Annotated in this window: 21 protein-coding genes; all 21 read right to left on the reverse strand. The window is 60.6% G+C overall.

Annotated features, from left to right (window positions below; all coding sequences use genetic code 11):
• Window positions 1-51: 51 nt before the first annotated feature.
• Window positions 52-537, reverse strand: coding sequence for a 50S ribosomal protein L15 (rplO, locus tag OSH12_RS12455; protein ID WP_266343864.1), 486 nt, complete (start codon window positions 535-537; stop codon window positions 52-54).
• Between the two features lie 19 nt (window positions 538-556).
• Window positions 557-763: a 50S ribosomal protein L30 gene (gene rpmD / locus OSH12_RS12460; protein WP_266343865.1), complete on the reverse strand. Its 207-nt coding sequence runs from the start codon at window positions 761-763 to the stop codon at window positions 557-559.
• 30 nt (window positions 764-793) lie between these two features.
• Window positions 794-1,339 carry a 30S ribosomal protein S5 gene (gene rpsE, locus OSH12_RS12465; RefSeq protein WP_266343866.1) on the reverse strand — a complete coding sequence of 182 codons (546 nt, stop codon included), beginning with the start codon at window positions 1,337-1,339 and terminating at the stop codon, window positions 794-796.
• Between the two features lie 47 nt (window positions 1,340-1,386).
• Window positions 1,387-1,743, reverse strand: coding sequence for a 50S ribosomal protein L18 (gene rplR, locus OSH12_RS12470; protein WP_266343867.1), 357 nt, complete (start codon window positions 1,741-1,743; stop codon window positions 1,387-1,389).
• Window positions 1,744-1,754: 11 nt separating this feature from the next.
• Window positions 1,755-2,288: a 50S ribosomal protein L6 gene (rplF, locus tag OSH12_RS12475; protein WP_266343868.1), complete on the reverse strand. Its 534-nt coding sequence runs from the start codon at window positions 2,286-2,288 to the stop codon at window positions 1,755-1,757.
• A gap of 39 nt (window positions 2,289-2,327) precedes the next feature.
• Window positions 2,328-2,726: a 30S ribosomal protein S8 gene (gene rpsH, locus OSH12_RS12480; RefSeq protein WP_266343869.1), complete on the reverse strand. Its 399-nt coding sequence runs from the start codon at window positions 2,724-2,726 to the stop codon at window positions 2,328-2,330.
• 13 nt (window positions 2,727-2,739) lie between these two features.
• Complete coding sequence (gene rpsN / locus OSH12_RS12485; protein WP_266343870.1) at window positions 2,740-3,045, reverse strand: 30S ribosomal protein S14; 306 nt, start codon at window positions 3,043-3,045, stop codon at window positions 2,740-2,742.
• Window positions 3,046-3,075: 30 nt separating this feature from the next.
• On the reverse strand, window positions 3,076-3,633 hold the full coding sequence (gene rplE, locus OSH12_RS12490) for a 50S ribosomal protein L5 (protein ID WP_266343871.1): 558 nt from the start codon (window positions 3,631-3,633) through the stop codon (window positions 3,076-3,078).
• Window positions 3,626-3,943, reverse strand: coding sequence for a 50S ribosomal protein L24 (gene rplX, locus OSH12_RS12495; RefSeq protein ID WP_266343873.1), 318 nt, complete (start codon window positions 3,941-3,943; stop codon window positions 3,626-3,628). Before rplX ends, rplE begins: the two co-directional genes overlap by 8 nt.
• Window positions 3,943-4,311 (reverse strand): 50S ribosomal protein L14, encoded by a 369-nt coding sequence (rplN, locus tag OSH12_RS12500; RefSeq protein WP_018184914.1) that lies wholly within the window; start codon window positions 4,309-4,311, stop codon window positions 3,943-3,945. The genes rplX and rplN overlap by 1 nt, the downstream gene beginning before the upstream one ends.
• 70 nt (window positions 4,312-4,381) lie before the next feature.
• Window positions 4,382-4,630, reverse strand: coding sequence for a 30S ribosomal protein S17 (rpsQ, locus tag OSH12_RS12505; RefSeq protein WP_266343874.1), 249 nt, complete (start codon window positions 4,628-4,630; stop codon window positions 4,382-4,384).
• Window positions 4,631-4,640: 10 nt separating this feature from the next.
• Entirely contained in the window at window positions 4,641-4,841 is a 201-nt protein-coding gene (rpmC, locus tag OSH12_RS12510) for a 50S ribosomal protein L29 (protein WP_266343875.1), read from the reverse strand.
• A gap of 25 nt (window positions 4,842-4,866) precedes the next feature.
• Window positions 4,867-5,280, reverse strand: coding sequence for a 50S ribosomal protein L16 (gene rplP, locus OSH12_RS12515; RefSeq protein WP_201400060.1), 414 nt, complete (start codon window positions 5,278-5,280; stop codon window positions 4,867-4,869).
• Between the two features lie 33 nt (window positions 5,281-5,313).
• Window positions 5,314-6,024 (reverse strand): 30S ribosomal protein S3, encoded by a 711-nt coding sequence (gene rpsC, locus OSH12_RS12520; protein WP_266343876.1) that lies wholly within the window; start codon window positions 6,022-6,024, stop codon window positions 5,314-5,316.
• Window positions 6,024-6,404 (reverse strand): 50S ribosomal protein L22, encoded by a 381-nt coding sequence (gene rplV, locus OSH12_RS12525; RefSeq protein ID WP_266343877.1) that lies wholly within the window; start codon window positions 6,402-6,404, stop codon window positions 6,024-6,026. Before rplV ends, rpsC begins: the two co-directional genes overlap by 1 nt.
• A gap of 1 nt (window position 6,405) precedes the next feature.
• Complete coding sequence (gene rpsS / locus OSH12_RS12530) at window positions 6,406-6,684, reverse strand: 30S ribosomal protein S19 (RefSeq protein WP_266343878.1); 279 nt, start codon at window positions 6,682-6,684, stop codon at window positions 6,406-6,408.
• Between the two features lie 14 nt (window positions 6,685-6,698).
• Window positions 6,699-7,535: a 50S ribosomal protein L2 gene (gene rplB / locus OSH12_RS12535; protein WP_266343879.1), complete on the reverse strand. Its 837-nt coding sequence runs from the start codon at window positions 7,533-7,535 to the stop codon at window positions 6,699-6,701.
• A gap of 23 nt (window positions 7,536-7,558) precedes the next feature.
• Entirely contained in the window at window positions 7,559-7,852 is a 294-nt protein-coding gene (locus OSH12_RS12540) for a 50S ribosomal protein L23 (protein WP_018184906.1), read from the reverse strand.
• Window positions 7,849-8,469, reverse strand: a complete 621-nt coding sequence (gene rplD / locus OSH12_RS12545; RefSeq protein ID WP_266343880.1) for a 50S ribosomal protein L4 — start codon at window positions 8,467-8,469, stop codon at window positions 7,849-7,851. Before rplD ends, OSH12_RS12540 begins: the two co-directional genes overlap by 4 nt.
• Window positions 8,469-9,188, reverse strand: coding sequence for a 50S ribosomal protein L3 (gene rplC / locus OSH12_RS12550; RefSeq protein ID WP_266343908.1), 720 nt, complete (start codon window positions 9,186-9,188; stop codon window positions 8,469-8,471). The genes rplD and rplC overlap by 1 nt, the downstream gene beginning before the upstream one ends.
• 16 nt (window positions 9,189-9,204) lie before the next feature.
• On the reverse strand, window positions 9,205-9,513 hold the full coding sequence (gene rpsJ, locus OSH12_RS12555; protein ID WP_018184903.1) for a 30S ribosomal protein S10: 309 nt from the start codon (window positions 9,511-9,513) through the stop codon (window positions 9,205-9,207).
• Window positions 9,514-9,573: the final 60 nt, after the last annotated feature.

A 9,573-nucleotide genomic window follows, 5' to 3' on the forward strand; every position in this document is an offset into this window, starting at 1 on the left:
GTCTCTAGGAGGCGCCACAACAAGGCGGCGCCCCTCCCCGAACGACGCAGTTTATTCTGCGTCTGTCTTTTCTGCCTTGACGGCGAGGAGCTTGACGGAACCGCCAGCCTTCTCGACCGCTTCGATAGCGGGCTTGGAAGCACCAGCAATCTCGAATGCGACCGCGACCTTCAGTTCGCCAACGCCCAGAAGACGAACGCCGTCCTGGATGCGACGCACAACGCCGGCTTCCTTGAGCGCTTCAACCGTGATCGGCTTCTTCGCATCGAGCTTGCCTGCATCGATCGCCGTCTGGACACGACCGAGGGAGACCTCGTTGTAGTCCTTGGCGAAGATGTTGGTGAAACCGCGCTTCGGCAGACGCCGATGCAACGGCATCTGGCCGCCTTCAAAGCCCTTGATCGCCACACCCGTGCGCGACTTCTGGCCCTTGACGCCGCGACCACCGGTCTTGCCCTTGCCCGAACCGATACCGCGTCCTACGCGCATACGGTCCTTGCTGGAGCCCGGGTTGTCGTTGATCTCGTTGAGCTTCATCGAAGTGGTCCTTCTGGGCTCAGGCCTCGTCCACAACGCGGACGAGGTGAGCCACCTTGGCGATCATACCGCGAACCGCAGGCGTGTCCTGCAGCGTCGAACGGCGACGGATCCTGTTGAGGCCGAGGCCGATCAGCGTTGCACGCTGCTCAGCCGGGCGGCGGATCGGGCTGCCGGTCTGCTCGACGGTAACCGTCTTGGCGGCGCCTTCAGATTTATTGGCCATTTGGTCAAATCCTCGAATTCAATCGGGCGCTTACGCCTCGGCGGAAGCTTCGGCTTCGCCGCCGCGACGCGCCTGGAGTGCCGACACCTTGATGCCGCGACGGGCCGCGACACTGCGCGGGCTGTCTTCTGCACTCAGCGCCGCGAACGTCGCACGCACCATGTTGTACGGGTTCGACGAACCCATCGACTTGGCAACGACGTCCTGGACACCGAGGGTTTCGAACACGGCACGCATCGGACCACCAGCAATGATGCCGGTACCCGCCGGAGCGGCGCGCAGGAAAACCTTGCCGGCGCCGTGGCGACCGAACACGTCATGATGAAGCGTACGTCCCTCGCGGAGCGGAACCCGAACGAGGCTACGCTTTGCGGCTTCCGTCGCCTTACGAATTGCTTCAGGCACTTCACGCGCCTTGCCGTGGCCGAAACCGACCCGGCCCTTCTGGTCGCCGACGACGACGAGGGCTGCGAAGCCAAAACGCCGTCCGCCCTTCACCACCTTCGCGACGCGATTGATGTGAACGAGCTTGTCGACGAATTCGCTGTCGCGCTCTTCCCGCTGCTCTCTGGCCATCGAAAGATCCAATCGTCCTGTGTTTCGTGATGACACGCCTCAGCGCATCAGAAGTCCAGACCGCCCTCGCGAGCGCCGTCAGCCAGCGCCTTGACGCGGCCATGAAAAAGATACGCGCCGCGGTCGAAAACGACCTGGGTCACGCCAGCAGCCTTGGCACGCTCGGCTACGAGCTTGCCAACCGCCTCGGCGGCTGCCTTGTCGGCACCCGTCTTCAGCGCGCCGCGCAAATCCTTCTCGAGCGACGAAGCCGCGGCGAGGGTACGCCCCTCGGCATCGTCGATGATCTGGGCATAGATATGTTCCGACGAGCGGTACACGCTGAGCCGGGGACGTCCGTTCGCAACCTTGCGGAGCGCCCGGCGGACGCGCGCAGCGCGACGGTCCTTCAGAATATTTGCCATGACGGGCTCCGTTACTTCTTCTTGCCTTCCTTGCGGAAGATCGTTTCGGTTGCGTACTTGACGCCCTTGCCCTTGTAAGGCTCGGGGCTGCGGTATTCGCGAATCTCGGCCGCAACCTGGCCGACGCGCTGCTTGTCCATACCCGAAACGATGATCTCGACCGGACGCGGCGTCACAATGGTGATGCCTTCCGGGATCGCATAGACCACGTCATGGCTGTAGCCAAGAGCGAGCTGCAGATTAGAGCCCTGAACGGCAGCGCGGTAACCCACGCCGTTGATCTCGAGCTTCTTGGTGAAGCCCTCGGTCACGCCCTTCATCAGGTTCGAAATCATCGTGCGCGACATACCCCAAGCGGCGCGAGCCGGCTTGCTGTCATCACGCGGGGCGACCTGTACGCCCGCTTCCGTCAGTTCTACTTCGACGTGTTCGCTGAAGTCGAAGGACATTGCGCCCTTCGGACCCTTCACCGAAACCGTCTGGCCGTTGATCGTAGCCGTTACGCCCGAAGGCACAACTACCGGCTTCTTACCAATACGAGACATCAGACAAATCCGTCCGGTTCGTGTTTCGCCAACACCAGATCAGAATACCTGGCAAAGAACCTCGCCGCCGACATTCTGGTCGCGGGCTTCCGTGTCCGACATCACGCCCTTCGGCGTGGAGAGGATGGAAACGCCGAGGCCATTCTTGACCTGCGGAATATTCTTCACCGAGGCATAGACCCGGCGACCCGGCTTCGAGACACGCTCGATGGTACGGATCACAGGCTCGCCATCATAATACTTCAGTTCGATCTCGATCACGGGACGGCCTTCGCCGTTAACCGCTGCCGAAAAGCCACGAATGTAGCCTTCCGACTGCAGGACTCCGAGAACGTTCTCGCGCAGCTTGGAAGCGGGAGTCGAAACCTTCGACATCCGGCGCATCTGGGCATTGCGGATACGGGTGAGCATGTCACCCAGAGGATCGGTCATTGTCATCGGACCGTGCTCCTTACCAGCTCGACTTGACGAGGCCCGGGATCAACCCCAGCGACCCGAGTTCGCGCAATGCAATACGCGACATCATCAGCTTGCGATAGACACCGCGCGGGCGGCCCGTCACAACGCAACGATTACGGATGCGCGTCTCGGACGCGTTCCGCGGCAGCTCTGCGAGCTTGAGGCGCGCATTGAAGCGTTCCTCGAGCGACAGGCTCTCGTCATTTGCCACAGCCTTGAGGCGGTCGCGCTTGGGAGCAAACTGCTCCGCAAGCTTGCGGCGCCGGTTGTTCTTTTCGATCGAGCTTTTCTTAGCCATCGATAATCCCTCGTCCTATCCCGGCACCGGTTACTGGCGGAACGGGAAGTTCAGCGCCTTAAGCAGGGCGCGAGCTTCCTCGTCAGTCTTGGCCGTGGTGCAGACGATCACGTCCATTCCCCAGACCTGATCAATCTTGTCGTAATTGATCTCTGGGAAAATCAGGTGTTCCTTGATGCCCATGGCGAAGTTGCCACGACCGTCGAAGCTCTTCGGATTGAGCCCGCGGAAGTCGCGAACGCGCGGCAGCGCGATCGTGACCAGACGATCCAGGAATTCATACATCCGCGACTTGCGCAGCGTGACCTTGCCACCAATCGGCATGAACTCGCGCAGCTTGAAAGTCGCAATGGACTTCGAGGCCTTGGTCACAGCGGGCTTCTGACCAGCGATGAGCGCCAGATCACCAAGGGCCGTACCGACCTTCTTGGAGTCATTGACGGCTTCGCCGATGCCCATGTTCAGGACGATCTTCTCGATGCGAGGAACCTGCATCGGGTTCTTGTACCCGAATTCCTCGACGAGCTTCGCCCGTACTTCGTCTTCATAAAACTTCTTGAGCCGCGGCTCGTAAGCTGCCTCAGCCATCGATCACATCTCCCGAACGCTTTGCGACGCGTTGCTTGCGCCCGTCTTCGGTCACCTGGAAGCCAACGCGAGTCGGCTTGCCATCCTTGGGGTCCGCCAGGGCGATATTCGACAGATGGATCGTGAGCTCCTTGGCGACGATGCCGCCCTGCTCGCTTGCCGTCTGCTTCTGGTGCTTCTTGGCCACGTTGACGCCACGCACAACAGCGCGGTCGTCAGCGGGGATCACGCGAAGCACTTCGCCCGACTTACCCTTATCCTTACCCGTGAGGACGATTACGTTATCGCCCTTCTTGATCTTGGCCGCCATCACAGCACCTCCGGCGCGAGCGAGATGATCTTCATGTGGTTCTTCGCGCGAAGTTCGCGCGGAACCGGTCCGAAGATACGAGTCCCGATCGGCTCCTTCTGGTTATTGATCAGAACCGCCGCATTCTTGTCGAAACGGATGACACTGCCATCCGCGCGACGGATATCCTTAGCTGTGCGAACGACGACCGCCTTCATGACGTCGCCCTTCTTCACGCGACCCCGCGGGATCGCCTCCTTGATCGACACGACAATGATGTCGCCGACCGAGGCGTACTTCCGCTTGGAACCGCCGAGAACCTTGATGCACATCACACGACGAGCGCCGGAATTATCCGCCACGTCGAGGTTAGTCTGCATCTGAATCATGACTGGCCGCCTACTTTTCTGGTCGCTACTGATCCACCAGGATCAGCAGCAACGAACCTTATCCAGTGCCTTACTTATCGCCCGCCTGTTCGGCAGCGATAACAATCCAGCGCTTGTTCTTCGAGATCGGCGCAGTCTCTTCAATCGAGACGATATCGCCAATCTTGTGAGCATTGCCCTCGTCATGGGCATGATACTTCTTCGTCCGCCGCACGGTCTTCTTCAGAACCGGGTGCGTGAAGCGCCGCTCGACCAGAACGACGACAGTCTTGTCGGTCTTGTCGCTGACGACGCTGCCCTGCAGAACGCGTTTCGGCATTGTCGCCTCCTCAGCGCTTGTCCGCCGCGCTCTTCTGCGCAGCGATGGTCTTGATCCTGGCGATGTCGCGGCGAACCTGCCGAACACGCGCCGTGTTTTCGAGCTGTCCGGTAGCCCGCTGAAAGCGCAGGTTGAACTGCTCCTTCTTCAGGTTACCGAGCTCGCTATCGAGCTGATCGGCGGTCTGCAGCCGAACGTCTTTCGCCTTCATGGCAGTATCCTCGTCCGTTCGCCGATCAATCGGCGATGCGCTGTACGAAGCGCGTCTTGATCGGGAGCTTCGCCGCGCCGAGGCGGAGCGCCTCGCGGGCAGTCTCCTCGTCGACACCGTCGATCTCAAACATGATCCGGCCAGGCTTGACGCGGGAAGCCCAGTATTCCGGAGCTCCCTTGCCCTTACCCATTCGGACTTCGGTCGGCTTAGACGTGACGGGCACATCCGGGAAAATCCGGATCCACACGCGTCCAGCACGCTTCATAGCACGTGTAATCGCACGGCGGGCCGCTTCGATCTGTCGCGCTGTTACGCGTTCCGGCTCGAGGGCCTTGAGGCCGAACCCGCCAAAGTTCAGATCCGTACCACCCTTGGCAACGCCATGGATACGTCCCTTGAACTGCTTGCGGAACTTGGTGCGCTTCGGTTGCAGCATTTCTGTTCTCTCTCGCCCTCAGGTCCGACCGATTTAGGCCGCGGAGTCGCGACGACGAGTGTTCGAGCCCTGCTCGTTACCCTCAGTCTGGCGACGCTCGGAAGCCATCGGATCGTGCTCGAGGATTTCACCCTTGAAGATCCACACCTTGATACCGCACGTGCCATAGGCCGTGTGCGCTGTCGCGGTGCCATAGTCGATATCGGCGCGCAGCGTGTGCAGCGGAACGCGACCTTCGCGATACCACTCCAGACGTGCGATTTCCGCGCCGCCAAGACGACCACCGGCGTTGATCCGGATGCCCAGGGCACCCAGACGCATTGCCGACTGAACGGCGCGCTTCATGGCACGGCGGAACGCAACGCGGCGCTCAAGCTGCTGTGCAATCGACGCAGCGACCAGGGTCGCATCGACTTCCGGCTTGCGGACTTCGACGATATTGAGATGAACTTCGCTATCGGTCAGCTTGCCGACCAGCTTGCGAAGCTTCTCGATGTCGGCACCCTTCTTGCCGATGACGATACCCGGACGAGCCGAGTAAATCGTCACGCGGCACTTACGGTGCGGGCGCTCGATCACGATCTTGGAGACCGCAGCCTGCTTTAGCTCGACCATGAGCTTTTCGCGGATCCGCATGTCCTCATGAAGCAGCTTGCCGTATTCGCCCTTGTTGGCGAACCAGCGGCTGTCCCACGTCCGGTTGATACCGAGGCGGAGGCCAATCGGATTGACTTTCTGGCCCATTATGCAGCCTCCTCGGTTTCACGCACCACGATGGTGAGGTGCGAAAACGGCTTCTCGATCCGGCCAACACGACCGCGTGCCCGCGGCGTCCAGCGCTTCATGACCAGGGCCTTGCCGACAAACGCTTCGGCAACGACCAGCGAATCAACGTCGAGATCGTGATTGTTCTCGGCGTTTGCGATCGCTGATTCCAGCGTCTTTTTTACGTCCAGTGCAATCCGCTTGGTCGAGAAGGTCAAATCGGCCAATGCGGTCGATGCCTTCTTGCCCCGGATCAGCTGGGCGACGAGATTGAGCTTGCGCGGAGAGACACGGATCATACGCGTGATCGCGCGGGCCTCGGTGTCTTTCAGCGCGCGTTCGCGCTTCGGCTTGCCCATGTTACTTCCTCTTCGCCTTCTTGTCGGCCGTGTGGCCATAGTAGGTCCGGGTCGGCGAGAACTCGCCGAACTTGTGACCAACCATGTCCTCATTGACGATGACCGGAACGTGCTTCTGGCCGTTATAGACCCCGAACGTCAAGCCCACAAACTGCGGCAAAATCGTAGAGCGACGGCTCCAGATCTTGATCACCTCGCCACGACCCGAAGAGCGGCTTTTCTCTGCCTTGCGCAGGAGATAACCGTCGACGAACGGGCCTTTCCAAATAGAACGAGCCACGGACAGCCTCTCTCTTACTTGCTCTTGCGCAGATGACGGCTGCGCGCGATGAACTTGTCGGTCGACTTATTATTGCGGGTTTTCTTGCCCTTGGTCGGCTTGCCCCACGGCGTGACCGGATGACGGCCACCCGAGGTGCGGCCTTCGCCGCCGCCGTGCGGATGGTCGACCGGGTTCATGGCAACGCCACGGACGCTCGGACGACGACCCAGCCAACGATTACGACCGGCCTTGCCGAGCGAGACGTTGGAGTGGTCCGGGTTCGAAACCGCGCCGACAGTGGCGACGCAGGACTGGTGGACCAGGCGCTGCTCACCCGAGTTCAGGCGGAGAATAGCCATGCCGGAGTCGCGGCCAACATACTGTGCATAAGCACCAGCCGACCGTGCGATCTGACCGCCCTTACCGGGCTTCATCTCGACGTTGTGGACAATCGTGCCAACCGGCATCGCGCCGAGGGGCATGCAGTTGCCCGGCTTCACGTCAGCCTGAGCCGACGAAATAACCTTGTCGCCAACGGCCAGGCGCTGCGGCGCCAGGATGTAGCTGAGCTCACCGTCTTCATACTTGATGAGGGCGATGAACGCCGTACGGTTCGGATCATATTCGATCCGCTCGACGACGGCGGGAATGTCGCGCTTGTTCCGCTTGAAATCGATCAGGCGGTAGGTGCGCTTGTGACCACCGCCACGGCCGTAGGCCGTGACGCGTCCCATATTGTTACGACCGCCGCTCTGGCGGAGACCGACGGTCAAGCCCTTTACGGGCTTGCCGGCGTAGAGCTCCGAACGATCGACGAGAACGAGCTGGCGCTGTCCCGGCGTTGTCGGCTTGTAGTGCTTGAGAGCCATGGCTTCAGCCTATTTAATTCGCGTCAGAGACCGGTAGAAACGTCGATCGACTGACCTTCAGCCAGCGTCACGATCGCCTTCTTGACGTCGCTCTGCTTGCCCACGATACCGCGGAAGCGCTTCACCTTGCCCTTGCGGACCAGGGTGTTGACGCCCGTTACCTTGACCTTGAACAGCGCTTCGACTGCGGCCTTGATTTCAGGCTTCGTCGCGGTCTTCAGAACGTTGAAGACGACCTTGCTCTGTTCGGTTGCAATGGTCGACTTCTCGCTCAGCACCGGGCTGCGGATGATGTCGTAATGCGACAGATTGCTCATTTGAACCGCTCCTGCAGCGCTTCGACCGCAGCCTTGGTCAGCACGAGCTTCTCGCGGCGCAGAATGTCGTACACGTTGATGCCCTGCACCGGCAGAACGTCGATGTGCGGCACGTTGCGGGTCGCCAGACCGAAGTTCTCGTTGACCGTTGCGCCATCAATGATGAGCGCATTGGCCCAGCCGAGCTTGGCCAGGTTTTCCCGGACGGCCTTCGTCTTCGGGCCATCGATGGCGATGTCCGAAACGATGACCAGATTGTCGCCGCGTGCCTTGGCCGAAAGCGCATGCTTCAGAGCCAGCTGGCGGAACTTCTTCGTCAGATCATGCGCATGGGAGCGCACAACCGGACCGAAGGCCTTACCACCACCGCGGAACTGCGGAGCCGTCTTGGCACCGTGGCGTGCGCCGCCGGTACCCTTCTGCTTGTACATCTTCTTGGTCGTGCCGGAAACTTCCGAGCGACCCTTAGACTTGTGCGTGCCAGCCTGGCGCTTGGCCAGCTGCCACCGCACCATACGGTGCAGAATGTCGCCGCGCGGCTCGAGACCGAAGATCTCGTCCGAAAGCGAGATCTCGCCAGCTGCCGTACCGTCGAGCTTGGTGACCTTAATATCCATTATTCGGCCTCCTTCGCTTCGACCGCAACTTCAGCCACGGCGCCGAGCTTCCGGAACGCGCCGGGGAACGGAGCATCCTTGGGAAGTGCGCGCTTGACAGCATCGCGAACCTCGATCCAGCCGCCCTTGGCGCCGGGAACGGCACCTTCGACCATGATCAGGCCGCGCTCGACATCCGTGCGAACGACCTTGAGGTTCTGAGTGGTCACGCGGACATCGCCCATGTGACCAGCCATCTTCTTGTTCTTGAACACCCGGCCCGGATCCTGGCGCTGGCCAGTCGATCCATGCGAACGGTGCGAGACGGAGTTACCGTGCGATGCTCGGCCACCACGGAAGTTGTGGCGCTTCATAACACCGGCAAAACCCTTACCGATCGATGTTCCGCTGACGTCGACAAACTGGCCGACGACAAAGTGTTCTGCGGTGATCTCGGCACCAACCTCGATGAGGTTGTCCGGGGTCACACGGAACTCCGTGACCTTGCGCTTTGGCTCGACCTCTGCCTTGGCAAAATGACCACGCTCAGCCTTGGGCGTGTTCTTTACCTTGGCGAGACCGCTTCCAAGCTGGACCGCGGTGTAACCGTTCTTATCTTCCGTCAGATGAGCGACAACCTGTACGTTGTCGAGCTTCAGCACCGTTACCGGTACCTGCTCGCCCGCATCTGTATAGATACGGGTCATGCCCAGCTTCAGTGCGATCAATCCAGAGCGCATTCTATCCTCGCTCGCCTCAGAGCTTAATTTCGACGTCCACACCGGCAGCCAGGTCGAGCTTCATCAGCGCGTCCACGGTCTGGGGTGTGGGGTCGACTATGTCGAGAAGACGCTTATGGGTGCGCATCTCGAACTGCTCACGGCTTTTTTTGTCGATATGCGGCGACCGGTTCACAGTGAACTTCTCAATTTGCGTGGGAAGTGGCACCGGGCCAACTACGCGGGCGCCGGTACGCTTTGCCGTGTTCACGATCTCTCGCGTGGATGCATCGAGAATCCGATGATCGAACGCTTTGAGCCGGATCCGGATATTCTGACCGTTCATCGATTTCTGTCCTCAGGTGACATGGGCACACGACACTGTCGTGTGCCCGGGTCCGGCCGA

Source organism: Kaistia terrae (assembly GCF_026344005.1).
GTDB lineage: Bacteria > Pseudomonadota > Alphaproteobacteria > Rhizobiales > Kaistiaceae > Kaistia > Kaistia terrae.